Source organism: Demequina salsinemoris, assembly GCF_000974805.1.
GTDB classification, from domain to species: Bacteria; Actinomycetota; Actinomycetes; order Actinomycetales; family Demequinaceae; genus Demequina; species Demequina salsinemoris.
Genome location: NZ_BBQZ01000002.1, coordinates 1 through 25,151, shown reverse-complemented (window position 1 = coordinate 25,151; position 25,151 = coordinate 1). Strand labels below are relative to the sequence as shown.

Sequence of the window (25,151 nt, the reverse complement as noted above, 5' to 3'; positions counted from 1 at the left end):
CGTCATGAACCAGACCGACCCCTTCCGCCTCGTCGTCGTGAGCGCGGGCGTGTCCGACCCGTCGTCCACGCGCCTGCTCGCCGACCGCCTCACGCAGCGCGTCGTCGCCGCGGCGGGCGAGCGCGACCGCGCCACGACCGTCACCGTGATCGACCTGCGCGAGCTCCTGCCCGAGCTGCCCGCGGCACTGTCCACCCAGCTGCTCGGCCCGCGGTTCGAGCGCGCCGTCGAGGCGCTGTCCCAGGCCGACGGAGTCATCGCCGCCGCGCCCGTGTACAAGGCCGGCGCCTCGGGCCTGTTCACCTCGTTCTTCCAGGTGCTCGACAACGACCTGCTCATCGGCCGCCCGGTCGCGCTTGCCGCGACCGCGGGCACCGCGCGGCACGCGCTCGTCGTCGACGAGGAGATGCGCTCGCTGTTCGCCTACCTGCGGGCGCTGCCCGTGCCCACGAGCCTGTTCGCGTCCACCGAGGACTGGGCTGACGACGCGCTGAACTCCCGTATCGACCGTGCGGCGCACGAGCTCGTGCTCCTCATGGAGTCGGGCTTCGCACGCGCCGTGCGCGAGCAGTCGTGGAAGCGCTACCAGCACTCGTACGGCTCCGACGCGGGCCGGGAGCTCGAGATCGACACCGACACCGACCTCATGCGGCTCGCCGCCGGCGGCTCGATGGTCGACGTGGACGACGCCTTCGACCCTCGCGCCTCCTGACGCCCCGCCGCGAGGTCCCCGCTATCCTCGAGTGTCGCCTCTCGGCGATACCACCCCTGTGAGAGAGGCCCCCGCCGCCGCATGACCACGCAGTCGCCCGCCCCCGAGCCAGACCTCGCGCGCCGCAACACCACGGTGATCTGGATGCTCATCGTCGCGGCGTTCACGGTGATCCTCAACGAGACGATCATGGGCGTCGCGATCCCGCACCTCATGACGGATCTCGGCATCACCGCGAGCGAGGCGCAGTGGCTCACCACCGTGTTCCTGCTCACGATGGCGGTCGTCATCCCGACGACCGGCTTCCTGCTGCAGAAGTACCCGACGCGCGGCCTCTACCTCGTGGCGATGGGCCTGTTCACGGCGGGCACCCTCCTCGCGGCGCTCGCACCGGGCTTCGAGGTCCTGCTCGTCGCCCGCATGGTGCAGGCCTCGGGCACCGCGATCATGTTCCCCCTGCTCATGACCACCGTCATGGAGCTCGAGCCCCCGGAGACGCGCGGGCGCCGGATGGGCAGCATCGGCGTGGTCATCTCGGTCGCGCCCGCGATCGGTCCCACCGTGTCCGGCCTCGTGCTGTCGTTCGCGGGCTGGCGCTTCCTGTTCGTCGCCGTCCTCCCCGTCGCGATCACGGTGCTCGTCCTCGGCTTCCTCAAGATGCGCACCGTCAACGAGCCGAGCCACACCCGCATCGACGTCGTCTCCGTCCCGTTGTCCGCGGTCGCCTTCGGCGGCATCGTGTTCGGGCTGAGCCAGGTCGGCGAGAACGTCGGAGAGGACCTCACGAGCGCCTACGTGTCGTTCGGCATCGGCGTCGTCTTCATGGCGCTGTTCGTGTGGCGGCAGCTGATCCTCCAGCGCGAGGACCGCGCGCTCCTGGATCTGCGCACCTTCCGCACCCCGACGTTCGCGATGGCGGTCGTCATGTTCGTGGTCGCGATGATGTCGCTGTTCGGCGCGATCATCCTGCTGCCCCTGTTCACGCAAGGGGTGCTCGGCATGTCGGTGCTCCAGTCGGGCCTCATGCTGCTTCCTGGAGGCCTCATCAGCGGCCTCCTCGCTCCCCCCGTGGGACGCCTCTACGACCGCATCGGGCCGCGGCCGCTGCTGATCCCCGGCTCGATCCTCATCGCTGTCGCGATGGCGTCGATGGCGATGTCCGCGCGCGTCGACGGCTCGTGGTGGCCGCTCCTCGTGTCCCACGTCGTCATGAGCGCCGGCCTCGCGCTGACGTTCACCCCGCTCTTCTCCGCGAGCCTCGGGTCGCTTCCCGAGCCCCTCTACTCGCACGGCTCCGCCACGGTGTCGACCCTGCAGCAGGTCGCGGCGGCCGCGGGCACCGCGCTGTTCGTCTCCGTGATGACGGCGCTGACCGTCTCCGGGATCGCGGACGGCGCGACCGCCGAGGAGGCGCAGGCTCACGGCATCAGCACGGCGTACCTCATCGCGGCGGCGATCGCCGTCATCGGCGTGGTCCTGTCGCTGTTCATCCGCAAGCCGGACGAGCCCGAGGGCGGCCCGCGGCCCGCCGCGCACTGACGCGTCAGCCCTGCCGCGCCCGCCGCAGGACCCGCCCTCGCTGAGAGTCCCAGAACCGGTCGAGCATCTCGCGGAGCTCCTCGGCGTCCTCGTCGGCCCCGAAGGCCTCGGTGCCGGGCTCGAATCGCACGCCCTCTGCCAAGGGGCCGGCAGGGACCGGGTCGAATCCGAGCGCGTCGACGAGCGCCGCGACGACGGCGACGTCCTCGGCGCCATCCCCCGCGATCGCGGCGCCCCGACGATCCGGGTGGCCTGGCGGGAAGGCGAGGTTGTCGAGCTCGTAGAGGCTCGCGTGATTCAGCGCCTTCACGACGCGCGAGCGGGGCAGATGCCGCTGCACCGTCTGCGACGTCGAGCTCAGCGGGTCGTCCAGATCGGGCCGGGCTCCGTCGGTCTCCCACCAGTAGTTCATCGCGTCGACCACGAGGTGGTCGGCGAGCGCGTCTGCGTCGAGCTCCGCGTGCCGGCCGAGCGGGATGGCGAGGATCGTGACGTCGGCCGCAGCCGCATCGTCCAGGGTTCCCGCGCGCGCCCCTGGCGCCTCGAGCGCGAGGCGCGCGGCGGTGCGATCGACAGCGCCCGGCCCGGCGACCGTCACCACGAGGCCCGCGCGCGTCGCGAGCCTCGCGAGCGCGCAGCCGATGCGCCCCGCGCCGACGATCCCGACCGACTCCAGCACGGGTCCGGTCGACCTCGCGGGCACGCTGCTCGTCACGAGTCGAAGGTCGCCACGTCGGAGCCTGTGAGCGCAGCCGCCACCCGCGCGCTCATCTCGTCGGACATCTCCGGCATCGCACCGACGGGGTACCACGCGGCCTCGGTGTTCTCGCCGTCGGCGGGGAACGGCTCGCCACTGACGTGGCGGAAGCGGAACGTGAGGTCCAGGTACTGCGAGCGGTCGCCGTTCGCGTAGGTCATCGGAGGCAGCGCCTTCACGCGCACGAGCGCCTCGGGCACGGCGACGGTGTCGGTCTCCTCGAGGCATTCGCGCGCGCCGGCGGCCGCGGGCTCCTCGCCCGGGTCGATGATCCCCGTGACGGGCGTCCAAGAGCCGTTGTCGGCGCGCTTGACGAGCAGCACCTCGCGGCCAGCATCCGTGTCGCGCAGCACGACCGCGGTGACGCCGGACAGCCACAGGAGCTCATGCCCGACGCGCTCGCGCAGGGCCAGGACGAAGTCGGGAGTAGGCATGGGGCCAACCTACCGGCGCCCGACCGCGCACGGGCGGAGGCCCTCGGCGGTGGGCTCGCGGAGGAGGGCTGGCGCGCCTCAGTCGACGGCCGCGGGCACCGGCGCCCAGTCCGCGTGCTTGGGCACACGCCCGTCCCCCGAGGAGCGACCCGTCAGACGGCGGCCGATCCACGGCATCACATAGCGCCGCGCGTAGCGCAGCTCGTCGGTCACGCCACGCGCCGCCACCCCGGCCCCGTCCCACGTGGGAAGCGGCGTCTCGTGGCCCAGGTGGGTGAGCACGCGGGCCGCCACGCGGGAGTGGCCGAGCGCGTTGAGGTGGAGGCGGTCGTCGGCCCAGTAGCCAGGACGACGCATCTCCTCATCGACCAGGTTGTCGACGACGCTCGCGTGCGGCAGGTCTGCGACGTGGTCGATGACGAGATCGGTGAAGTCGCGCGCGCGCCCGAGCATCGTGTCGGCTCGCGGCATCTGCATGGAGGGGGCGGCTCCGGTGAGGATCACGAGGCGCACACCCGCCTCCCCCGTGCGGTCGATCATGCGGCGGGTGAGATCCATCATCCGACCCATGTCCCACCCGGGCCTGAGCATGTCGTTGCCGCCACCGTCGACCGTCATGAGGTCGGGCCCAGGGTCGAGGGCGAGCGCTGCGTCGCACTGCTCGGTCGCGATGGGCTCGAGCAGGCGTCCGCGGATGGCGAGGTTCGCGTAGTGGACCTGCTCCCCCGTCGCCGCCGCGAGGCCGACGGCGACCATGTCCGCCCAGCCGCGGACGGACCCGTCCTCGAGCTCGTCCCCTACACCTTCCGTGTAGCTGTCACCTATTGCCACATAACGCATGAGGGCCACGATATCGGTGCCGCGGAAGGCCGAGGCTCACGAGGCAGGCCCTGTCAGAGCCTCGTCCACGCGCTCGAGGAAGGCTGTCGCCACGCCCGCGGCGGCGAGGTCATCGACGTGGGGGGCGAGCAGACCCCTCCACAGGTCGCGAAGCGACGCGAGGTTCTCGGCCGACCGCGCGGTGGGCCACAGCTCGACGCACCTGGCGTCCGCCTGCGCCTTGCGACGCTCAAGCAGCCCCTGCGCCTCGAGCGAGCGCACCGCCGCGCTCGTATTGCTCGCCTTGAGGCCGACCGCGGCAGCCACCGCTGACGGAGAGACCCCCGGATGACGATCGATGTGGTGCATGACCAGCACCTCCACCCCGCTGAGCCGCACGATGCCCTCGGCGTGCGCCTCCTCCGCATGGATCCTGCGCGCGAGCACGAGCACCGCGGCCGCGAGGTCCGCAAGATCCGCATGCGCCTGAGCGCCGGCCTCGGCCGCCGTCACTGTCTCGGTCACCATTGACCTCCTTCACGTTTTCGTTATTGTACTATAGTTATGTCTTCATAACTATGGGAGGGACCATGACCGACACCACGACGACCGCGCGCGCCCACGCGCCGGCACGGCCCAGCAAGGCCGTCGGCACCGCGATGCTCGGAGCGCTCGCGCTCCTCGCCGCCGTGACCCCGCTCGCCACCGACCTGTACCTTCCGGCCTTCCCCACGATGGCATCGGACCTCTCCACCACGAGCGCAGGCGTCCAGCTGTCCCTGACGGCCTTCATGATCGGCGCCGGCGTGGGCCAGGTCGTCTTCGGCCCCCTGTCCGACCGCGTCGGACGCCGCGTGCCGCTGCTCGTCGGCACCGTCGCATTCCTGCTCGCCTCCGTGGGCGCCGCGCTCGCGCCGACGATCGGCCTCCTCATCGCCCTGCGCGTGCTCCAGGGCCTCGGCGGCGCCGCCGGCATGGTCATCGGCCGCGCCGTGATCGCCGACCGTGCTCACGGGGCCGAGGCCGTCAAGGCCCAGACGCTCATGATGCTCGTCGGCGGCGTCGCTCCCGTCGTCGCGCCGCTGCTCGGCTCCTTCCTCGCCGACACGATCGGCTGGCGCGGACTGCTCGGCGTGCTCGCGGTCGTCGGCCTCGCGTGCGTCGTCGCCGTGATCGCGCTCGTTCCCGAGACCCGCCCCGCGGAGAAGCGCCACTCCGACCTCACCGTGCGCCAGGAGACCCGCATGGGCCTGTCCGCGCTGCGCAACCGCGCCTACCTGGGCAACACGGCGGCGTTCGCATTCGCCTTCGCGACGATGATGGCCTACATCTCGGCCTCGCCCTTCGTCTACCAGGACCTCATCGGGCTCGGCACCGTGCAGTACGGTCTCGCGTTCGGGCTCAACGCTCTGCTCATCATGGTGACGAGCGCCATCGCGGCGAACCTCACCGGCAGGGTGCCCACCCGCCGCCTCGCGGGAGTCGGCCTCGCGATCACGCTCATCGCCGTCGTGGCGCTCGTCGCGGTGGCCGCATCGTCCGCTCCCGCGTGGACGCTCATGATCCCCGTCGCCTTCGCGATCGCGCCGCTCGGTCTCGTGTTCGGATCCACCACGGCGCTCGCGCTGGACTCCGCGCCTGAGGCTCCCGGGATGGCCTCGGCGGCGCTCGGCCTCGGCCAGTTCGCCCTCGCGGGCCTCGTGGCACCGCTCGTGAGCGTCGGCGGCGAGGGGACCGCGCTCCCGATGGCGATCGTCATGCTCGCGGCTGCAGTCCTCGCCAACGTCGCGCTTCGCGCGGCCGGTCGCGGAGCCGATACTCTCGACGCGTGACATCCAGCGCCATCTCCAGCCCCAAGGCCGTCTTCCTCGACATCGACGGCACCTACGCGGACCGCGGCACCGTGCCGCCCGAGCACCGTGACGCGGTGCGGGCGGCACGGGCGGCCGGGCACAAGGTGTTCCTGTGCACCGGGCGCCCGGTGTCGCTGATCTTCCCGCAGATGCTCGAGGCGGGCTTCGACGGGATCGTAGCCGCCGCCGGCGCGCATGTGACCGTCGAAGGCGAGGTGCTCCTGGACCTGCGCTTCCCCGACGACCTCGCCGCGCGCACCCTCACGGCGCTCGACGCGCACCACGGGGTGTACTGGCTCGAGACCCCCGACGCGACGTACGCGCATCAGTTCGCCGTCGACACGGTCGACGACCACATGCCCGACCACATGAAGAAGGCCGACGAGCACGGCAAGGCGCGAGCCCAGGTCCTCAGCCACCTCACGATCGTCGACGACCTGCACCAGGTGCGGATCGGCAAGGTCACGGTCATGCACGCGGACGCCCCGCTCGCCGACATCGCCGCGGAGATCGGCCCCGACCTCGGCGTGATCGGCAGCTCGATCCCTGGCATGGGCGACCGCGCCGGCGAGCTGTACATGGCGCACGTCCACAAGGCCACGGGAATCGAGAGCGTCATCGCCCACCTGGGGCTGGGACGCGAGGACGTCATCGCCTTCGGCGACGGCCCGAACGACATCGAGATGGTCGAGTTCGCAGGGCTGGGCGTCGCGATCGAGGGCGCTCGAGACGAGCTCCTCGCGGTCGCGGACCGCACGTGCGCGGGCCCCGAGAAGGCAGGCCTGGCCACGGCCTTCGCGGAGCTCGGGCTCATCCCCGGCTGACGTCGCGCCCACCCCGCGCGGGGCGGTACCGTCGAGCCATGACACCCAAGTCCGGTCAGCAGGTGACCCTCTCCCACGGCGACCAGGTCGCCACCATCGCCGCCGTCGGCGCGGCCCTTCGCGAGTACAAGGTCGGCGGCCGCGACGTCGTCGTCCCGTTCGAGGCCGACGAGCTCCCGCCCGCCTTCAACGGCATGGTGCTCGCCCCGTGGCCCAACCGCCTCCAGGACGGCGTCTACACCTTCGGCGGCCAGGAGCTCCAGGTCCCCATCTCCGAGCCCGACCGCGGCACGGCGCTGCACGGCCTCGCGTGCTGGGAGCGCTGGGAGGTCGACAGCGTGAGCCCGAGCTCGGTGACGATGGCCCTCGAGCTGCCGGCGAGCCCCGGCTACCCGTTCCAGCTCACGCTGACCACGGCGTACTCGCTGTCGGACGCCGGGCTCACCATCACGACGACCGCGCGCAACGAGGGCGACGGCCCGCTGCCCTACGGCGTCGGCTTCCACCCATGGTTCGCGCCCGGCGAGGGATCGCTCGACGAGTGCTCGATCCAGCTCACCGCCGCCTCGAACGTCACCGTCGACGACCGCCTGCTGCCCACGGGCGCGGTGCCGGTCGACGGCAAGTTCGACATCCGTGAGGCGACGAGCCTCTACGGGGTGTCCTTCGACGACGCGTGGGTCGACCCGATCCTGGACGCAGAGGGCCGCTCGTGGTGCCGCCTCACGGCGGGCGACGGCGCCGTCACCGAGATCTGGGCGGACTCCGAGGCCACCGCGTGGCAGATCTGCACCGGCGACTTCCCGTCGATCGACCGCGCGGGTGTCGCGATCGAGCCGATGTCGTGCATCGCGGACGCGTTCCGCACGGGCGAGCGCCTCATCACCCTTGAGCCGGGCGAGTCCCACTCGCTCACGTGGGGCATGCGCCTCAGCTGACGCGATCTCGCGTGGAGGCGGGCCGACCCCGAAGGGTCGGCCCGCCTCGTCGTCTCCAGGACCTAGTTCACCGTCACGGTCTTCGTCGTGGATGACGGCGCCAGCGTCTTCGCGCCGTTGTAGGTGATCGTGACGCTGTGCGTGCCGCGCGCCCACGTGCTCGGCATCGTGATCGTCGCCTTGCCCGTGGTCGACGACAGCGTCACCTTGCGCACGTACGTGCCGTCCCGCAGCGTCACCGTGCCGCTCGGCGTGGTCGGGCCCGTCACGGTCACCACGAACTTGCCCGACGTGCCGTAGGTGAATGTCGACGCGGACGCGGTGACGGAGGTCGCCTGGCGTGCCTTGACGACGACGCTGCCGGTCACCGAGGTCGACGCCACGGAGGTCGAGCCCGCGTAGACCACGCGCAGCGCGTGCGTGCCGACCGTGAGCGTGCTCGGGATGGTCAGCGCCGCGCTGCCGGAGCGAAGCGACGCGCTCGATCGCTTGACCCCGTCGACGTACAGGTACACGTACCCGCTCGCCGTCACCGAGGAGGTGACGCTCACGTACGCCTTGCCCGCCGACTTCTCGTACACGCTCGCGGCCGTCACCGTCGCGGACGAGGCCTTCTTCGCCCGGACCGTCATCGTGCCGGTGCCGGTGGAGGCCTTGGCCTTGGCGGATCCCTCGTACACGGCGCTCAGCGCGTGCGATCCGACGGAGAGCGTGCGGGGCAGCGAGAACTTCGCGATCCCGGTGGAGAGCGCCTTGCGGGTCACCTTGACTCCGTCGACGTACAGGGAGACGTAGCCGGTCGCGGTTCCCGCTGTCTGGGCGACGGTCACCGTCGCGACTCCAGACGATCCCTCGTAGGGGCTGGTCGCGGAGATCGTCGTCGCTGACGTGTACGTGCTCGACACGGTCAGCGTGCCGGTCGTCTCGGATCCCGCGACGGAGGTGGACCCGACGTAGACCGCGCGCAGGGCGTGGCTGCCGAGCGCGAGGGACGACGGGGTGGAGAGGGATGCCTTGCCGGACGAGAGCGACTTCGACGCGACCTTGACCCCGTCGACGTAGAGCATGACCGTGCCCGACGGCGTGGTCGCGCTCGTGACGCTCACGGCGACTGCGCCCGCGGTGCCCACCACGGCGGTCGCGGAGGTGATGGTGACCGCGCTGCTGCTCTTCGCCTTGACGGTGAGGGTGCCCGATACCTCAGATCCTGCGACCGTCGAGGAGCCCGAGTAGACCGCGCGCAGCGTGTGGTCGCCGACGCCGAGCGTGGTCGGTGACGAGAACGTGGCATACGACGAGGACACGGCCTTCGTCGCGTAGAAGGCGCCGTCGATGTACAGGTCGACGGAGCCGGACACCGATACGGTCGAGGTCACCTTGACCCTCACCGAGCCGGCGGAGCCTTCGTACGGGGACGATGCGGTGAGGGTGCTCGTGGACGCCTTGCCGAGCGGACGCCCGACGGTGAGGTTCAGCGTCGCCCCCGACGACGTCGCCGATGTGACGGTGAAGGAGAACAGCCCGGTCGGCTCGGCGTACGAGTCTCCCGGCTGGAAGGACGAGTCGAGCGTGGACGACGAGGTCGCCGTGCCGATCACCCTGAGCGCGTTCGAGCCGTTCATCCAGGTCACGACCACGCCGGGCTCGTACGTCACGTTCTTGCTGGACGCCATCAGGTGCGCGTACCCGTTGGCATAGAAGGCGCTCGAGTCGAGCCCCTGCCCGGCCCGGTACTCGACGAAGTACGACCCGCCGGTCGAGGGATCCACGATCTTGAGCGCATTCGTGCCGGACGTCGTGGTCGTCGGCACCACCGAGACAGTCTGGGTCGCGGGCCCGGTCGTCGGCACGGCGACCGCCTGGGTCTGGGTGGCGATGCCCGGCAGGTCGAGGAAGGTCCTGTACGCGGCGTCGAGCGCCCCCGGCGCGTACGCGCCGATCGCGGCGGCCTGCGGGCCGTAGGCGCCGTAGTACTCGTAGGTTCCCGTCGGAGAGGCGGGGTTCCCCACCACGAGGTTCGAGTGGCCGAGACCCAGGTTGTGCCCGAGCTCGTGCGCCACGACGGACTCGAGCACGGTCGCGATGTGCACGTAGCCTCCTGCCGCCATGTAGCCCACGGTCGCGAGGCCCGCGTACCCGTACGAGCATCCGCTGGGCGTGTACACGATCAGGTGGTTGTACCCCGAGGTGAAGCTGACCCCCGGGTATGCCGCGGCCGCAGCGCTCCACAGACCGCTCGCGCTCTGCGAGCAGGACCCGGCCATCGCCAGCGTCGTCGAGCCGGCGATGTCGAACGACGAGATCGCGCCATCGGACTCGGCCACCCAGTAGTCGGCGCCCCACTGGGCGTCGGCGACCGCGGTGGCGAGGGAGATGTCGGTGGTCGTCGACGAGTCGTCGATGGCGACCACGTAGGCGTGGTGCGCGGCGATCGTCACGGTCGCGGCGACCTCCTCGGTCACGGTGGCCGCGACGACCTCGCCTGCCGCGACGGTCGCCTCCACGGAGGCCCCGGTGGGGATGTCCTCGGTCTGCGCCTCGTCGGAGACCTCGGTGACCTCACCGTCCTCCTCGACAAGGACCTGGGAGTGGGTGCCGTCGCCCTCGGTGTCAGCGACGACGTCGAGCATCTGCCCGTCAACCCCCTCAGTGCCGGTCGCGTCGGCGGCCGTGACATACCCGGCAGAAAGGACAAAGGCCAAGGTAATGCTTGCAATGGAGCGAAGCGGAAGGCGGCGTGGTCGGTTCATGGGCGCAAGTGAAGCACTGCCGCTCGGCGCAGTGGGAGCCGCTGTGATTATTCGCGCTCGCGACTCGTTTCCGCGTCATAGTTGGCGCCGACGGCCCTCGCACCTCATGTACGGCATCGGTCAGCACAGGCTCCACGGGCACGACGCGCAGCATGGCCGGGAACGCGAAAAGCCGCCCCGAAGGGCGGCTTCTGCGGTGCTGTCTCCACACCACGTGGAGCTGAGGGGACTCGAACCCCTGACCCCCTGCATGCCATGCAGGTGCGCTACCAGCTGCGCCACAGCCCCAAGATCTTGCGATCCGGTGCTCCTAAGAGCGAGTAAGACTTTACCCCACATCCACGGCAAAGTGTTAATCGCCGTCCTGAGCCTCCGCTCCGCGGGGCAGCCGAGCGCCCGAGGGGTCGATCCCGTAGCGCTCCATCGACCAGACGCCCGTGGACGATCGAGTCATCACGTTCCAGTGCCCGTGCGGAAGCTTGCCCAGAGCCGTCGACAGGGGCGGCAGGCCGAGAAGGCTGAGCGCGCCGAGCATGAGCGCGCTGCCATGGCTCACGACCGTCACGAGCCGCCTGCCGCGGCAGGCCTCCTCGAGGCACGCGGCGACGCGCGCGCCCACCTCGGCCGAGCGTCCCCAGCCCTCGATCTCAGGGTCCTCGCCGCGCATGCGCGCCTCATACTGCTCGGGCCAGCGTTCACGGACGTCGTCCCAGGTGAGCCCCTCCCAGGCGCCGTACGAGCGCTGGGTGAGGCGCGCGTCGGCCGTGGGCGCGACTCCTGCGGCCGCCCCGATCTCACGAGCCGTGTCGAACGCGCGCAGGAGCGGCGACGACAGCAGCGCGTCGGGCGCGCCGTACGCGTGACGGAGGTGCCTCGCCGCAGCCCGGGCCTGTGTCCGGCCAGCCTCGCCGAGAGGCACGTCGAGGCTGCCCTGGAGCCGCCCCGAGACGTTGTAGTCGGTGCGTCCGTGCCTGAGCAGGATGAGCGTCGTCACGTCAGGTCCTCACCGGCTCCGCGCCGACATTGTGCCGGTCGAGCGACCAGCCGCCGTCGCCCGAGCGAACCAGGCGCGACCAGCAGGCGTTCTCGAGGTTGCCGATCGCGCGGCCGGTGACGGGCGCGCCGACGAGCGTGGCGATCAGCATCCGTCCCGTGGAGCCGTGCGACACCAGGACGAGGTCTCCCCCACCCGCGGCGTCCACGCGCGCCGCCCACTCCTCGGTGGCGGCGACGGCCCGCGCGGCGAGCTCGGCATGCGTCTCGTATCCCTCGATGCGCGGCTCCAGGCCGGCCTTCCAGCGGTCGTACTCCTCGGGGTGGTGCACCTGCCGCAGGTCGGCCTCGAGGCCCTCCCACACGCCGTACGAGCGCTCGCCGATGCGCGGGTCCTTGTGGATCGGGGCGCCGAGGCCCGAGAAGAGGATCTCGGCGGTCTCGATCGCGCGCGACAGGTGCGAGGCGACGATGGTCGGGCTGTCGCCCAGCTGGGTGAGCAGCCCGGACGATGCAGCGGCGGCCTGGGCGCGCCCGGTGTCGTTCAGCGGGATGTCGGTGGAGCCCTGGAGACGGTTCTGGAGGTTCCAGTCCGTCTGACCGTGGCGGACGATGTGGAGGCGCGTCACTGCTCTTCGGGGAGCGGCACCACCGGACAGTCCTTCCACAGCCGCTCGAGCTCGTAGTACGCGCGATCCTCCTGATGCATCACGTGCACGATCACGTCGTTGAAGTCCATGAGCGCCCAGCGCCCCTCGCGGATGCCCTCGCGGCGGATCGCCTTGGCGCCCTCGTCGAGCAGCGCCTCCTCGATCCCCTCGGCGATCGCCGTGACCTGACGCTCGTTGGTGCCGGAGGCCACCACGAAGACGTCGGCGAGCGGGAGGTGCTCCGAGACGTCGAGGGCGATGATCTCCTCGGCCTTCTTCTCGGCGGCGGCGCGAGCGACCGCCTCGGTCAGCGCGATGGCGCGGGACGATGCCGTCACAGGCCACGCACCCACACCTGGTAGGCGACGAGGCCCAGCACGAACGCCACTGCGCCGAGGACGAGCAGCTGCGCCCAGCGCATGTCGCGAGCGCCTTCGTTCGGCTCAAGCTGCGGGACCTCCCTGCGCGGCACCTCGATGCCGTCGGTCACGGGCTCCGCGGTCAGTCCCTCTGCGGGCTCTCCCTGCGAGGCCGTAGAGGTTGCGGGGTGGGCCGCCTGCTCGAGCGCGGCCAGGTCGGGCATCGGCAGGTCGCCGGCGGCGAGCTGCTCATCCGGGTCGAAGTCCGTGCTGCCGCCCATGAGCGGATGTGTGTCCCAGACTGACGGCGCCTCGCCCTGGGCGCGCGCCGGGGAGGTGCCGAAGGCGGTCACCGGAGGGAAGGCCTGCGTCGGAGCGTCGTCGCCGTGAGTCGCGGTCAACGCGTGCGGCGCTGCCGGCGGTGTGATGGTCGCAGCCGCCGGGTCGCCGAAGACTTCGGCGGGGAGCTCGGTGTCGTGGGGCGCGGGCTCGCCCCGGCTCTCCGCGACGGCCTCGCCAGCGGCGCGGGCCGCGTGGCCGACCGTGTCCGAGCTCAGGGCCACCGCGGAGGCCCATGCCCCCGCAGCAGAGAGCCCGGCCTCGGGAGCCCCTTCAGGAGCCTCGTCGGGAGTCGCGGCGGACGCCTCGGCGTCCGCCCCGGAGGGCTCCGCGGGGCTCGCGGCCGCCGCGAGCGCCTGCTCGAGCGCGGCTGTCTCGGGCGTGAGGCCCCGCGCATCGCCGGGTGCTTCGGCGCCCGCCCAAGCAGGCTCGACGTCGGTGGCCGCAGGTTCGGCGACGGGCTCAGCGGTTTCCGCGGCCGGCTCAGTGGCAGGTTGTCCCTTCGCGGGAGTCAGCGGGGGCAGCGGCGTGCGCTGCATCGGCGCGGCGGCCTGGGCGCGCGCGTGCGCTGCGCCCTCCTCCATCATCCTTGCCTGCGGGGAGCCGGGCGGGAACAGCCCAAGCAGGCTCGCCGGGAGCGCACCCGTCGGAGTCTCGGCCTCGGCCTCGGCCTCGGCCGCAGGCGCCGGCGTCGGCTCAGCCTCGAAGCCCTGCTGGGCAGACAGCTCCTCGGGCGTGGCGCTGTCGCCCTCCGGCTGTGCCACGTCGGCTGCCGGACCCGCAGACTCCTCGATGGGGCTGTGCCATTGGCGGGCCAGACCCGTGAACGGCTGTCGCGCCGCGTCGTCAGCATCCTCGCCCGACTGCGCGCTCAGGACACCCTCGTAGTCCTCCACGAGCGCGTCGCCGACCAGCGGCTCGTGCATCGGCTCCGTGGGCGGCTCCTCGGCGCTGGGCGCGGACGTGTGCACAGGCCACTCGAACTGCGAAGCAGTGGGGGCCGCGGTCTCCATCGGGGGCCACTGGAGAGCCGCCGCAGCGGCGGGCACCTCAGCCGCCGCGGATTCGGCCGGCGGCTGCTCGCCGACCGCGCGTCCGGCCTCGGGCCCGTGGGCCTCGTCGGCTGCGGCGACGGGCTCGGCCGCGCCCTCGGGTGCGTCGACGGGCTCGACAGGCTCGAAGGCCTCCGCACTCTCAGGTTCGGTGGCGGCCTCAGGCGAGGGCGCGCTCACAGCCGGAGGCGACCAGGCGGGCTCAGCCTCAGACGAAGGCTCCTCTGCCGCTCGGCGCAGCTCCGCCGAAGCCGCCTCTGCTTCGCGGGCCGCCTGCTCCGCGCGCTCCCGCGCGTTGCGCTCCTCCGCCGCAACAGCCTCGGGCGTCATCGCGGGGAGCTGCCCGGTCGCGAGCATCTCCTCCTCGGCGGTCCACGTCTCCATCGGGCGCTGCGCGCGCTCGAGAGCACGGCGCTCCTTGCGCGTGAGGGGGCGACCGTCCCTGCCGATCGCCGCGGTCTGGCTCGTGGCGAGGTCGTCGAACTCGGCTGCGGCGGCGCGTTCCGCGCGCAGACGTCGCTCGCGCCGCGAGAGGGGCGCACCTGAGTCAGTCATCCGTCCCTCCGATGTACAGGTCGTGCTCTTCGATGTAATCGGCAACGGCATGAGGAACGAGGTAGCGGATCGGTCGCCCCTCTCCGACCCGTCGCCGGACATCCGTCGAGGATACATCGAGCGCAGGCGCCTCTACCACCGCATACGCGCCGCTAGAGGGGGACATCGCATGCCCGGGACGAGTCACCGCGACGAAGCGCGCAAGCGACAGGAGACGGTCGGCGTCGCGCCATTCGGACAGTCGTGCGAGCGCGTCGGCCCCCGCGATGAAATAGAGCTCGACGCCAGGAAGCTGCTCGTGCAGGTCCTCGAGAGTGTCGATCGTGAAGGTCGTGCCCCCTCGATCGATGTCCACCGTCGAGACCTCGAGCCGCGGATCGTGCGCGACGGCGAGCCTGCACATCGCGAGGCGGTGTGTGGCGTCAACGGGCGCGCCAGGCTCCTTGAACGGCTGCGCGGCGGTCGGTACGAGCAGGACGTGATCGAGCGAGAGCACCGCGCACACCTCGCTGGCCGCGGCCAGGTGACCGTGGTGGATGGGATCGAACGTCCCGCCAAGAACGCCGACTCGGGTGCCCGCCACGGTCAGTGGCGGCTGCCCAGGCTCCGGAAGGAGTACGTGATCAGCAGCAGACCTGCGAGTGCGCCGAACGCCAGCAACCCGATGGCGGGTGCGTTGATGCTCGACTCGTGGACGGCCTCGGCGACCGGGGCAACCTCGGTGAAGATCACAGTGACTCCTCCTTCATCGGAGATCAGTATTCCATGCGCTGGCGCCGACGGGAGGCTTCTTCACACGCCATTCTCATCGGGCGCGTGCGGGCGAGACGACTTCCGCGACCTCGCTCGCCGCGGGTGCGGGCGCGCGCTTGCGGCGTAGCGCCTTGTCGAGCTCGACGACGCCGACCACGGCGCACGACAGCACGAGGCACGTGAGCCACTCCCCGCCGGTCAGCGAGGTGGTGTCGAGCCAGCCCTGCAGGAAGGGCAGCTCCGTCGCGGCGACCGTCATCACGACGGGCCACGGTGCGAGCCTTCCGACCGCACCCCAGGGCCCGCGGATGCCCGACTCGGGATCGCGGCGCAGGGCTACTCCCGTCCCGACCGTCGCGAAGGACACGATCACGAACGCCATGGTCATCGGCTGAGAGGCACCGCCATCCGGGGCGAGCTCGCTCTCGAGCGCCAGGAGAGGGACCAGCGCGGCGATCGCGAGCGCTCCACCGTAGATCAACCACCGCACGAGCGCACCCGAGCTGGAGAGGCCGTCTGCGGTGTCACGCGGAGCGCGCCGCATCAGGCCCCCGGAGGCGGGGTCCATGATGATCATGAGCACGGGGAACAGCACGACAGCGAAGTTGAGCACGAGCGTCATGACGGGCGTCAACGCGACGCCACCGTTCACGTCGAGAACGCTCGCGGCGAGGAACAGCAGCACGAGCGCGATGAGCTGCGCCATCTGAAAGGTCAGGTAGTTCGTGATCTTGCTGTAGACGACGCGTCCGAGCCTGACCGCATGCACGAGCGTCGCGAAGTTGTCGTCGGTGAGGACGAGCTTGGCAGCCTGCTTGGTCACCTCAGACCCGCTGCCCATCGCCACTCCGATGTCGGCCTGCTTGATGGCGGCGGCGTCATTCACCGCGTCGCCCGTCATGGCGACGACGTCTCCCTGCTGCTGGAGGTGCTGAACCAGCCGCAGCTTGTCCTGCGGCGTGACCCGCCCGAAGACCGAGAGTCCGCTGAGTCGGGAGTCGAGCTCGGCATCGTCCATCGCCGCGAGGGCGGCACCGGTCACGGCGCCGCCCTCGAGCCCGAGCTCCCGACCGATCGCCGCCGCGGTGACCGCGTGGTCTCCTGTGATCATGCGGACCGTGATCCCGGCCTCATGCGCCTCTGCCACCGCTCGCGCCGCCTCCGGCCTCAACGGGTCGACGATCCCGACGACGCACACGAAGATCAGGCCCTGCATCGCAGACATCGGATCGGCGAGGGCCGCCTCTTCGACGTCCTCGTCGACGATCCTGAGCGCCAGCGCCAAGGTGCGCAACCCCTGCGAGGAGCGATGCTCGATCTCCTGCGTGACGGCGTCGGCGACGTCGACGACGGGGATGACGGTCCGGTCCTCGCCTACAGCGTGGGTGGATCTGCCGAGCAGCACGTCAGGAGCCCCCTTGACTGCGGCTACAAGCCTGCGCTTGCCCTCCCACTGGACGTGGTGGAACGTCGCCATGAACTTGTAGTCGGAGTCGAACGGCACCTCGGCCTCGCGAGGGAACCTCCGATGCGCTTCGGCGACATCCACTCCGAGCTTGTGGGCGAGCACCACGAATGCGGCCTCGGTCGGGTCGCCGACGACGACGCCATCGGGTGACACCGTCGCGTCGTTCGGAAGCGCGATGGCGTAGGCCAGAGGACCGCGCGCGTCGACGGGCTCGCCATCGGCGCTGCGGATCGCGCCATCGAAGGAGTATCCGGCCCCGTCCACCGTGAAGGTGCGACCGCCCACCCAGATCGACCGTGCGGTCATCTGGTTCATCGTGAGGGTTCCGGTCTTGTCGGAGCAGATCGCGCTCGTCGCGCCGAGCGTCTCCACATCGTTCAGCGAGGCGACGATGGCCTTCGCCTCCGCGAGCTGACGCGACCCCCATCCGAGCATGCCTTGCACGAAGGTCGGCAGACCCGTGGGGATCGCGGAGATCGCTACCGCGGTGCCGAGGAACATGAGGTCGGAGAACGAGTCCCCGCGGCTGAGCCCCAGCAGGACGATCACCGCGACCGCACCCCAGGCGACAGCGCCGATCACCTTCGTGAGCGACCCGAGCTCCTTCTGCAGCGGCGACTGGACTCGCTCGACGCCCGTGAGCATGGTGGCGATGGCTCCCATCTCCGTGCCCATCCCTGTCTCGACGACGAGCGCGGTCGCCGTACCCCTCGTCACGGACGTGTTCTGATAGACCATCGTCACGCGGTCGCCGAGGGCGGTATCAACGTCGAGGTGCCTTTCCGCGTTCTTCTCGACGGGGGCGCTCTCTCCTGTGAGCGCGGCCTCCTGAGCCTCGAGGGTGCTCGAACGGACGAGGCGCGCGTCCGCGGGCACGATGTCTCCCGCCTCGAGCTCGATGACGTCGCCAGGGACGATGTCGACGGCGGGTATCTGGACGACGGCGCCGTCACGGCGCACCCGGACCAAGGGGACCTGCATCGTGGCGAGCGCATCCACGCTCGCCTGCGCCTTGCGCTCCTGGGCCGCGCCGGACCAGACGTTGGCGATGACGAGGAGGCCGATCATGATCGCGGTCGACGTCTCCGCGATGACCGCCGACACGACGCACACGCCGACGAGCATGAGGTTCATCGGATCGGCGAGCTGTGTGAGCGCCATGCGCCACACGCTCGGAGGCTTGGCCGCTGTGAGCGCGTTGGGACCATGCTCAGCGAGCCGTGTCTGTGCCTGCGCGCTGGTCAACCCGTCCAGGCTGGAGTCCCGCGCCTCCGCCGCCTCAGATGCGGTGAGCGTCCACCACGATGCCCGTTGCTGGGATGCCACAGTCATTAGGTCCCCCGATGGTCGTCTTTGGCCCCACACTTGGGAACCTACACTCGTCGGGCGCCTGTGCGCGGTTGAGTACGAGGGCCGACGCGCAAGGCGTCAGGGACGGACGTGCCCGTCGCCGTAGGCGATCCACTTCGTCGTCGTGAGCTCGCCAAGGCCCATCGGACCGCGGGCGTGGAGCTTCTGGGTCGAGATGCCGATCTCCGCGCCGAGGCCGAACTCGCCGCCGTCGGTGAATCGTGTGGAGGCGTTGACCATGATCGCGGCCGTATCGAGACGGCTTGAGAACGCCTCAGCAGCATTGATGTCGTCGGTGACGATCGCTTCGGTGTGGCCCGTCGTGTATCGCTGAATGTGCTCGATGGCGTCGTCGAGCGAGTCGACCACCTTCACGGCGAGGTCCAGGCTCAGGTACTCGGTGGCCCAGTCCTCCTCCGTGGCCGCGACGATGCTGACGGTCTCGGGCGCGAGCTCCGCGGTCGCCGCATCACCATGAAGGACCACGCTCTCCGCGGCCAACGCCTTGAGCAGCGCCGGCATGACGCGGGGCGCGGCGTCCTTGTGCACGAGCAACGTCTCCGCCGCGTTGCAGACGCCGACCCGCTGGGCCTTCGAGTTCACAGCGATCGCCACGGCGCGTTCCGTGGGCGCGGACGCATCGACGTAGACGTGACAGTTGCCCTCACCGGTCTCGATGGTCGGCACCTTCGACTCGCGCACGACCGTCTGGATGAGGCCGTGCCCACCACGCGGTACGAGCACGTCCACGAGCCCTCTGGCCCCCATGAGGACCTTCGCGCCCTCTCGCCCGTAGGCGTCGATGGACTGCACGGCGTCGCGAGGAAGACCGCACTCCGCAAGAGCTCCCTGGAGCACGTCCACGATCACCTCGTTGGACTCCTGTGCGGCCGAGCCTCCCCTCAGGACGGCTGCGTTCCCGGACTTGAGGCACAGCGCGGCAGCGTCGACGGTCACGTTGGGTCGCGCCTCGTAGATCATGCCGACGACCCCCATGGGCACCGACTTCTGAAGCAGGCGGAGACCGTTGGGGAGCGTCGAGCCGCGTCGGACCTCACCGATGGGGTCAGGCAGGCCTGCGACGAATCGGAGGGCGCCGGCGATCGCGCCGACACGCTCCTCCGTCAGTGTCAGCCTGTCGAGGAGACCGGAGCTCATACCGCCCACGCGCTCCCGCTCGACATCAATGGCGTTCGCCTGGACGATGCGGGATGCCTCCGCGACGAGCGCATCAGCCATGGCGTGCAATGCCTGGTCCTTGGTCGCGCGCGTGGCGGTCGCGAGAGTTCGCGATGCGGTCTTCGCTCGCCGGCAGGCGTCGAGGACCGCGTTCTCGATGTCGGTGGGGACTGCGGTGTCGGTCATGCCGCCAGTCTAGGTGCCTGGCCCCAGCCAAACCCAGGCGATCTGGACCGGAAAGGGCACGTCGAAACAGGTGCACAAATGCCGAAGGGCCGCCTTGTGGGGCGGCCCTTCGGTGAGGTGTGTGTTCCGCAGCGTCCTACTCTCCCACACCCTGGCGAGTGCAGTACCATCGGCGCTGAGAGGCTTAGCTTCCGGGTTCGGAATGGGACCGGGCGTTTCCCTCTCGCTATGGCTGCGGAAACTCTATGGAAATTTCAGACAGGGTTCCCGTCCGTATTTCGGGAACCGCACAGTGGACGCGTAGCATTACTTCGAAAATCTTGAGTGTGTGTCAAGTTATCGGCCTATTAGTACCGGTCAGCTTCAAGAGTCGTTAGTCCTCTCTTCCACATCCGGCCTATCAACCCAGTGGTCTGCTGGGGGCCTCTCGGAGCAAGCTCCATGGAAATCTCATCTTGAAACAGGCTTCCCGCTTAGATGCTTTCAGCGGTTATCCCTTCCCAACGTAGCCAACCAGCCGTGCTCCTGGCGGAACAACTGGCACACCAGAGGTTGGTCCACCCCGGTCCTCTCGTACTAGGGGCAGCCTTTCTCAAATTTCCTGCGCGCGCAGCGGATAGGGACCGAACTGTCTCACGACGTTCTAAACCCAGCTCGCGTACCGCTTTAATGGGCGAACAGCCCAACCCTTGGGACCAACTCCAGCCCCAGGATGCGACGAGCCGACATCGAGGTGCCAAACCATGCCGTCGATATGGACTCTTGGGCAGGATCAGCCTGTTATCCCCGGGGTACCTTTTATCCGTTGAGCGCTGGCGCTTCCACATGCCACCAGCGGGTCACTAGTCCCGACTTTCGTCCCTGCTCGAGCTGTCACTCTCACAGTCAAGCTCCCTTGTACACTTGCACTCGCCACCTGATTGCCAACCAGGCTGAGGGAACCTTTGGGCGCCTCCGTTACTCTTTGGGAGGCAACCGCCCCAGTTAAACTACCCACCAGGCACTGTCCCTGATCCGGATTACGGACCGAGGTTAGATATCCAGAGTGATCAGAGTGGTATTTCAACAATGACTCCACCCATACTGGCGTATGAGCTTCAAAGTCTCCCACCTATCCTACACAAACCACACCGAATACCAATACCAAGCTATAGTAAAGGTCCCGGGGTCTTTCCGTCCTGCTGCGCGTAACGAGCATCTTTACTCGTAGTGCAATTTCGCCGAGTTCGCGGTGGAGACAGCGGAGAAGTCGTTACGCCATTCGTGCAGGTCGGAACTTACCCGACAAGGAATTTCGCTACCTTAGGATGGTTATAGTTACCACCGCCGTTTACTGGGGCTTAAATTCAAAGCTTCGCCTTGCGGCTAACCTCTCCTCTTAACCTTCCAGCACCGGGCAGGCGTCAGTCCGTATACATCGTCTTGCGACTTCGCACGGACCTGTGTTTTTAGTAAACAGTCGCTTCTCCCTGGTCTCTGCGGCCCTCAAACGCTTACGGCAGCAAGTGCCTTCACGCCTCAGGCCCCCCTTCTCCCGAAGTTACGGGGGTATTTTGCCGAGTTCCTTCACCACGATTCTCTCGATCGCCTTAGTATTCTCTACCTGACCACCTGAGTCGGTTTGGGGTACGGGCGGCTAGAACCTCGCGCCGAGGTTTTTCTTGGCAGCATAGGATCACCGATTTCCCGCTAATGCGGTCACCATCAGGTCTCAGGCATGTCAGCTGCGGATTTGCCTACAGCTGGCCCTACACCCTTAGACGTGGACTACCATCGCCACGCTCGGCTACCTTCCTGCGTCACCCCTGTTACTACGCTTGACTACTACGGATCTGGTTCGTGCGCGCCACCGAGATTCCCCCGAAGGGTTCACCGGCTTTGGGCACTTAGCATCGTCCGCCTCGTCATGGGCGGTTCTTCGCCGGTACGGGAATATCAACCCGTTGTCCATCGACTACGCCTGTCGGCCTCGCCTTAGGTCCCGACTTACCCAGGGCGGATTAACCTGGCCCTGGAACCCTTGGTCATTCGGCGGACGGGTTTCTCACCCGTCTTTCGCTACTCATGCCTGCATTCTCACTCGTGTAGCGTCCACCACTGGGTTACCCCGCAGCTTCACCCGCCACACGACGCTCCCCTACCCATCCACACGCTTGGACCTAAAAGGCCAGGCAGTGTGTGAATGACACAACTTCGGCGGTGTACTTGAGCCCCGCTACATTGTCGGCGCAGAATCACTTGACCAGTGAGCTATTACGCACTCTTTCAAGGGTGGCTGCTTCTAAGCCAACCTCCTGGTTGTCTGTGCAACTCCACATCCTTTCCCACTTAGCACACGCTTAGGGGCCTTAGTTGGTGTTCTGGGCTGTTTCCCTCTCGACTACGAAGCTTATCCCCCGCAGTCTCACTGCTGCGCTCTCACTTACCGGCATTCGGAGTTTGGCTGACGTCAGTAACCTGGTAGGGCCCATCGGCCATCCAGTAGCTCTACCTCCGGCAAGAAACACGCAACGCTGCACCTAAATGCATTTCGGGGAGAACCAGCTATCACGAAGTTTGATTGGCCTTTCACCCCTATCCACAGCTCATCCCCTCGGTTTTCAACCCAAGTGGGTTCGGTCCTCCACGCGGTCTTACCCGCGCTTCAACCTGGCCATGGATAGATCACTTCGCTTCGGGTCTAGAGCATGCGACTCAAACGCCCTATTCGGACTCGCTCTCGCTACGGCTGCCCCACACGGGTTAACCTCGCCACATACCACTAACTCGCAGGCTCATTCTTCAAAAGGCACGCTGTCACCCCATCTAGGGAGGCTCCAACGGATTGTAAGCACACGGTTTCAGGTACTATTTCACTCCCCTCTCGGGGTACTTTTCACCCTTCCCTCACGGTACTGATTCGCTATCGGTCAGTAGGTAGTATTTAGGCTTACAGAGTGGTCTCTGCTGATTCACACGGGATTTCTCGGGCCCCGTGCTACTTGGGATGACTCTCAGGAGTCCACGAGATTTCGTCTACGGGGGTAACACCCTCTATGCCGGGCCTTTCAATGCCCTTCGACTATCAACGCGGATTTCTTACTCCTTGACTGATCGGCAGATCAGTCTAAAAGGTCCCACAACCCCGCATACACAACGCCTGCCGGCTTGACATGCATACGGTTTGGCCTGATCCGCTTTCGCTCGCCACTACTCACGGAATATCTCTTCCTGTCGGTACTGAGATGTTTCACTTCCCGACGTTCCCTCCACTCGCCCTATGTGTTCAGACGAGGGTCACTGGACATGACTCCAGCGGGGTTTCCCCATTCGGACATCCTCGGATCAAAGCTTGTTTGCCAGCTCCCCGAGGCTTATCGCAGGCTACAACGTCCTTCTTCGGCTCCTACTGCCAAGGCATCCACCATGTGCTCTTAAAAACTTGACCACAGATATCAAAGATGCTCGCGTCCACTGTGCAGTTCTCAAACTACGGCCGATCCCACACCTACTACCACAGCCTGCAGATCAACAGATCTACGGTTCTCGTGGTTCAGTGCGGCCCGTCCAGCCGGCCCCAAGGATGTATCCCTCAAGACCAAGCCCGGAAAGAATCGTTCACCCGACCCCCGAAGGGATCCAAGCGGTCCGACCTTTCAGGACCCAACAGTGTGCCAACCGCGCTACCCACCGATCATCAGCGTTCCAGCCAAGCCAAAGCTTGACGTACTAGCAAAACCGTTGGTTCAGCGCCTCCGTCGATGTTCCATCCATGAGCCCCACCGATCTACATTCGAGATCAGATGTGGGTACTGGACACCAGGCAAGACAAACTCACCCACTGCCAGATGCTCCTTAGAAAGGAGGTGATCCAGCCGCACCTTCCGGTACGGCTACCTTGTTACGACTTAGTCCCAATCGCCAATCCCACCTTAGACGTCTCCCTCCCAAAGGGTTAGGCCGACGGCTTCGGGTGTTACCGACTTTCGTGACTTGACGGGCGGTGTGTACAAGGCCCGGGAACGTATTCACCGCAGCGTTGCTGATCTGCGATTACTAGCGACTCCAACTTCATGAGGTCGAGTTGCAGACCTCAATCCGAACTGAGACCGGCTTTTTGGGATTCGCTCCACCTTACGGTATCGCAGCCCTTTGTACCGGCCATTGTAGCATGCGTGAAGCCCAAGACATAAGGGGCATGATGATTTGACGTCATCCCCACCTTCCTCCGAGTTGACCCCGGCAGTCTCCTATGAGTCCCCACCATTACGTGCTGGCAACATAGGACGAGGGTTGCGCTCGTTGCGGGACTTAACCCAACATCTCACGACACGAGCTGACGACAACCATGCACCACCTGTATACCCCGCTAAAAGCACTCCCTATCTCTAGGGATAGAAGGTATATGTCAAGCCTTGGTAAGGTTCTTCGCGTTGCATCGAATTAATCCGCATGCTCCGCCGCTTGTGCGGGCCCCCGTCAATTCCTTTGAGTTTTAGCCTTGCGGCCGTACTCCCCAGGCGGGGCACTTAATGCGTTAGCTGCGACGCGGAACTCATGGAAAGAGCCCCACATCTAGTGCCCACCGTTTACGGCGTGGACTACCAGGGTATCTAATCCTGTTCGCTCCCCACGCTTTCGCTCCTCAGCGTCAGTTGTGGCCCAGAGACCTGCCTTCGCCATCGGTGTTCCTCCTGATATCTGCGCATTCCACCGCTACACCAGGAATTCCAGTCTCCCCTACCACACTCTAGTCCGCCCGTACCCACTGCAGACACGAGGTTGAGCCTCGTGCTTTCACAGCAGACGCGACGAACCGCCTACGAGCTCTTTACGCCCAATAATTCCGGACAACGCTTGCGCCCTACGTATTACCGCGGCTGCTGGCACGTAGTTAGCCGGCGCTTCTTCTGCAGGTACCGTCACTTTCGCTTCTTCCCTGCTGAAAGGGGTTTACAACCCGAAGGCCTTCATCCCCCACGCGGCGTCGCTGCATCAGGCTTTCGCCCATTGTGCAATATTCCCCACTGCTGCCTCCCGTAGGAGTCTGGACCGTGTCTCAGTTCCAGTGTGGCCGGTCGCCCTCTCAGGCCGGCTACCCGTCGTCGCCTTGGTGAGCCATTACCTCACCAACAAGCTGATAGGCCGCGAGTCCATCCCAGACCGAAAAACTTTCCCGACCCTCACCATGCGGTGGAGTCGCATATCCGGTATTAGACCTCGTTTCCAAGGCTTATCCCAGAGTCTGGGGCAGGTTACTCACGTGTTACTCACCCGTTCGCCACTGATCCACAAGAGCAAGCTCTCGCTTCACCGTTCGACTTGCATGTGTTAAGCACGCCGCCAGCGTTCGTCCTGAGCCAGGATCAAACTCTCCGTAAATGTTCAAACCGTGCAACAACCAAAGATCATCACACGAAACCTTTTACGAAAACAGCCCGAAGACTGCGTTCGAACCCCGGCATCAAACAAAACATCACTGACATTTCGTTATCTACCAAAGGAATCCCACACCCAACCACCAAAGAAGGTGATCAGATGCCGGGAATTAATAATTTGGCATCGACTATGTGGCACACTGTTGAGTTCTCAAAGTTCGGACGCGCACCGACTCAATCCCGTCTCCAGGACCTCGCTCGGGGCAACCCTTCAATCTTACCCA

The 25,151-nt window shown here is 67.6% G+C and carries 18 protein-coding genes, 1 tRNA gene and 3 rRNA genes; 5 read left to right on the top strand and 17 right to left on the bottom strand.

Translation table 11 applies throughout. The annotated features are described in order from the left end of the window. Window positions 1-4 precede the first annotated feature (4 nt). Both AOP78_RS03650 and AOP78_RS03645 read left to right on the top strand, forming a co-directional pair. Window positions 5-712, top strand: a complete 708-nt coding sequence (locus AOP78_RS03650) for a CE1759 family FMN reductase (RefSeq protein ID WP_062201751.1) — start codon at window positions 5-7, stop codon at window positions 710-712. Window positions 713-793: 81 nt separating this feature from the next. After that, window positions 794-2,251: an MDR family MFS transporter gene (locus tag AOP78_RS03645; protein WP_062201750.1), complete on the top strand. Its 1,458-nt coding sequence runs from the start codon at window positions 794-796 to the stop codon at window positions 2,249-2,251. A gap of 4 nt (window positions 2,252-2,255) precedes the next feature. Here the strand turns inward: AOP78_RS03645 and AOP78_RS03640 are convergent, their stop codons facing one another. The 4 genes from AOP78_RS03640 to AOP78_RS03625 all read right to left on the bottom strand — a co-directional run bounded on the left by AOP78_RS03640 (window position 2,256) and on the right by AOP78_RS03625 (window position 4,786). Next, on the bottom strand, window positions 2,256-2,966 hold the full coding sequence (locus AOP78_RS03640) for an NADPH-dependent F420 reductase (RefSeq protein WP_236685287.1): 711 nt from the start codon (window positions 2,964-2,966) through the stop codon (window positions 2,256-2,258). Continuing rightward, entirely contained in the window at window positions 2,963-3,442 is a 480-nt protein-coding gene (locus AOP78_RS15460; protein WP_062201748.1) for an NUDIX hydrolase, read from the bottom strand. The genes AOP78_RS03640 and AOP78_RS15460 overlap by 4 nt, the downstream gene beginning before the upstream one ends. 78 nt (window positions 3,443-3,520) lie before the next feature. Next, complete coding sequence (locus AOP78_RS03630) at window positions 3,521-4,282, bottom strand: SGNH/GDSL hydrolase family protein (protein WP_062202547.1); 762 nt, start codon at window positions 4,280-4,282, stop codon at window positions 3,521-3,523. A gap of 36 nt (window positions 4,283-4,318) precedes the next feature. After that, window positions 4,319-4,786: a MarR family winged helix-turn-helix transcriptional regulator gene (locus AOP78_RS03625; RefSeq protein WP_160297588.1), complete on the bottom strand. Its 468-nt coding sequence runs from the start codon at window positions 4,784-4,786 to the stop codon at window positions 4,319-4,321. Window positions 4,787-4,851: 65 nt separating this feature from the next. On the opposite strand from AOP78_RS03625, the gene AOP78_RS03620 reads away from it, so the two are divergent. From AOP78_RS03620 to AOP78_RS03610, 3 genes are read left to right on the top strand one after another with little or no spacing between them, the layout of a single operon-like run. Next, window positions 4,852-6,093 carry a multidrug effflux MFS transporter gene (locus tag AOP78_RS03620; RefSeq protein ID WP_062201743.1) on the top strand — a complete coding sequence of 414 codons (1,242 nt, stop codon included), beginning with the start codon at window positions 4,852-4,854 and terminating at the stop codon, window positions 6,091-6,093. Next, entirely contained in the window at window positions 6,090-6,938 is an 849-nt protein-coding gene (locus AOP78_RS03615) for an HAD-IIB family hydrolase (protein WP_062201740.1), read from the top strand. Before AOP78_RS03620 ends, AOP78_RS03615 begins: the two co-directional genes overlap by 4 nt. Window positions 6,939-6,976: 38 nt before the next feature. After that, a complete protein-coding gene (locus AOP78_RS03610) occupies window positions 6,977-7,876 on the top strand; it encodes an aldose 1-epimerase family protein (RefSeq protein WP_062201738.1) in 900 nt (299 codons plus the stop codon). Window positions 7,877-7,938: 62 nt separating this feature from the next. On the opposite strand, the gene AOP78_RS03605 is transcribed toward AOP78_RS03610, so the two are convergent. The 13 genes from AOP78_RS03605 to AOP78_RS03550 all read right to left on the bottom strand — a co-directional run bounded on the left by AOP78_RS03605 (window position 7,939) and on the right by AOP78_RS03550 (window position 24,871). Then, a complete protein-coding gene (locus AOP78_RS03605; RefSeq protein ID WP_062201736.1) occupies window positions 7,939-10,506 on the bottom strand; it encodes an Ig-like domain repeat protein in 2,568 nt (855 codons plus the stop codon). A 335-nt stretch (window positions 10,507-10,841) separates the two neighbouring features. Then, window positions 10,842-10,914 (bottom strand) — tRNA-Ala (locus AOP78_RS03600). Window positions 10,915-10,978: 64 nt separating this feature from the next. Further along, complete coding sequence (locus AOP78_RS03595) at window positions 10,979-11,620, bottom strand: histidine phosphatase family protein (RefSeq protein WP_062201734.1); 642 nt, start codon at window positions 11,618-11,620, stop codon at window positions 10,979-10,981. A gap of 1 nt (window position 11,621) precedes the next feature. Then, a complete protein-coding gene (locus AOP78_RS15175) occupies window positions 11,622-12,248 on the bottom strand; it encodes a histidine phosphatase family protein (protein WP_062201732.1) in 627 nt (208 codons plus the stop codon). Then, window positions 12,245-12,622, bottom strand: coding sequence for a ribosome silencing factor (gene rsfS / locus AOP78_RS15170; RefSeq protein ID WP_369401074.1), 378 nt, complete (start codon window positions 12,620-12,622; stop codon window positions 12,245-12,247). The genes AOP78_RS15175 and rsfS overlap by 4 nt, the downstream gene beginning before the upstream one ends. Then, a complete protein-coding gene (locus tag AOP78_RS15410) occupies window positions 12,604-14,574 on the bottom strand; it encodes a hypothetical protein (protein WP_062201728.1) in 1,971 nt (656 codons plus the stop codon). The genes rsfS and AOP78_RS15410 overlap by 19 nt, the downstream gene beginning before the upstream one ends. After that, window positions 14,567-15,157 (bottom strand): nicotinate-nucleotide adenylyltransferase, encoded by a 591-nt coding sequence (nadD, locus tag AOP78_RS15405; RefSeq protein WP_236685286.1) that lies wholly within the window; start codon window positions 15,155-15,157, stop codon window positions 14,567-14,569. Before nadD ends, AOP78_RS15410 begins: the two co-directional genes overlap by 8 nt. Before the next feature lie 2 nt (window positions 15,158-15,159). Beyond that, complete coding sequence (locus tag AOP78_RS15355) at window positions 15,160-15,306, bottom strand: hypothetical protein (protein ID WP_169748443.1); 147 nt, start codon at window positions 15,304-15,306, stop codon at window positions 15,160-15,162. Window positions 15,307-15,379: 73 nt separating this feature from the next. Next, the gene (locus AOP78_RS03570) at window positions 15,380-18,127 is read right to left on the bottom strand and encodes a cation-translocating P-type ATPase (RefSeq protein ID WP_083979810.1); all 2,748 of its coding nucleotides are present in this window, start codon (window positions 18,125-18,127) and stop codon (window positions 15,380-15,382) included. A 96-nt stretch (window positions 18,128-18,223) separates the two neighbouring features. Continuing rightward, window positions 18,224-19,510 carry a glutamate-5-semialdehyde dehydrogenase gene (locus AOP78_RS03565; RefSeq protein ID WP_062201722.1) on the bottom strand — a complete coding sequence of 429 codons (1,287 nt, stop codon included), beginning with the start codon at window positions 19,508-19,510 and terminating at the stop codon, window positions 18,224-18,226. 123 nt (window positions 19,511-19,633) lie between these two features. Continuing rightward, a 5S ribosomal RNA gene (gene rrf / locus AOP78_RS03560) occupies window positions 19,634-19,750 on the bottom strand. Between the two features lie 87 nt (window positions 19,751-19,837). Beyond that, window positions 19,838-22,937: ribosomal RNA gene (locus AOP78_RS03555) — 23S ribosomal RNA — on the bottom strand. Window positions 22,938-23,348: 411 nt separating this feature from the next. Next, a 16S ribosomal RNA gene (locus AOP78_RS03550) occupies window positions 23,349-24,871 on the bottom strand. The 16S, 23S and 5S rRNA genes sit together here, the layout of an rRNA operon. Window positions 24,872-25,151 lie beyond the last annotated feature (280 nt).

What these genes read in the sequence shown, in the direction of transcription:
- AOP78_RS03645 (WP_062201750.1), top strand. Translation starts at nt 794, where the DNA reads ATGACCACGCAGTCGCCCGCCCCCGAGCCAGACCTCGCGCGCCGCAAC.
- AOP78_RS03630 (WP_062202547.1), bottom strand. Translation starts at nt 4,282, where the DNA reads ATGCGTTATGTGGCAATAGGTGACAGCTACACGGAAGGTGTAGGGGAC.
- AOP78_RS15410 (WP_062201728.1), bottom strand. Translation starts at nt 14,574, where the DNA reads ATGACTGACTCAGGTGCGCCCCTCTCGCGGCGCGAGCGACGTCTGCGC.
- AOP78_RS15460 (WP_062201748.1), bottom strand. Translation starts at nt 3,442, where the DNA reads ATGCCTACTCCCGACTTCGTCCTGGCCCTGCGCGAGCGCGTCGGGCAT.
- AOP78_RS03565 (WP_062201722.1), bottom strand. Translation starts at nt 19,510, where the DNA reads ATGACCGACACCGCAGTCCCCACCGACATCGAGAACGCGGTCCTCGAC.
- AOP78_RS03570 (WP_083979810.1), bottom strand. Translation starts at nt 18,127, where the DNA reads ATGACTGTGGCATCCCAGCAACGGGCATCGTGGTGGACGCTCACCGCA.
- AOP78_RS03650 (WP_062201751.1), top strand. Translation starts at nt 5, where the DNA reads ATGAACCAGACCGACCCCTTCCGCCTCGTCGTCGTGAGCGCGGGCGTG.
- AOP78_RS03620 (WP_062201743.1), top strand. Translation starts at nt 4,852, where the DNA reads ATGACCGACACCACGACGACCGCGCGCGCCCACGCGCCGGCACGGCCC.
- AOP78_RS03610 (WP_062201738.1), top strand. Translation starts at nt 6,977, where the DNA reads ATGACACCCAAGTCCGGTCAGCAGGTGACCCTCTCCCACGGCGACCAG.
- AOP78_RS03605 (WP_062201736.1), bottom strand. Translation starts at nt 10,506, where the DNA reads ATGCTCGACGTCGTCGCTGACACCGAGGGCGACGGCACCCACTCCCAG.